Source organism: Bacillus lumedeiriae (assembly GCF_044891285.1).
In the GTDB taxonomy this organism is placed as follows: domain Bacteria; phylum Bacillota; class Bacilli; order Bacillales; family Domibacillaceae; genus Pseudobacillus; species Pseudobacillus lumedeiriae.
The window spans coordinates 1-445 of the sequence record NZ_JAUIYO010000086.1 but is presented as its reverse complement, the minus strand read 5'-3'; the positions used below and the strand labels follow the sequence as shown (position 1 = coordinate 445).

Here is a 445-nt window from a genome sequence, read left to right as displayed (position 1 = left end):
CGGTGCCCGTTCCTGTTCCACCGGTGCCCGTTCCTGTTCCACCGGTGCCCGTTCCTGTTCCACCGGTGCCCGTTCCTGTTCCACCGGTGCCCGTTCCTGTTCCACCGGTGCCCGTTCCTGTTCCACCGGTGCCCGTTCCTGTTCCACAGATTTCCCATAGCGCAAGCTAGTAAGATCCCTGAAAGATGATCAGGTAGATAGGTTCGAGGTGGAAGCGTGGCGACACGTGGAGCTGACGAATACTAATCGATCGAGGACTTAACCAATCACGCCGTATGGCGTAAAAGCAACACCCAAAATAAAAACCCCTATTGGGGATGTGCCTGGCAGCGTCCTACTCTCACAGGGGGAAGCCCCCAACTACCATCGGCGCTGAAGAGCTTAACTTCCGTGTTCGGTATGGGAACGGGTGTGACCTCTTCGCTATCGCCACCAGACTGTATAA

General features: G+C 56.4%; 1 rRNA gene and 1 other annotated feature. The gene reads right to left on the bottom strand.

Going from position 1 to position 445, the window contains the following annotated elements:
* Positions 1-155 precede the first annotated feature (155 nt).
* Positions 156-254 (top strand) — a sequence feature (23S ribosomal RNA rRNA prediction is too short).
* 67 nt (positions 255-321) lie between these two features.
* A 5S ribosomal RNA gene (gene rrf, locus QYG89_RS17350) occupies positions 322-437 on the bottom strand.
* Positions 438-445: the final 8 nt, after the last annotated feature.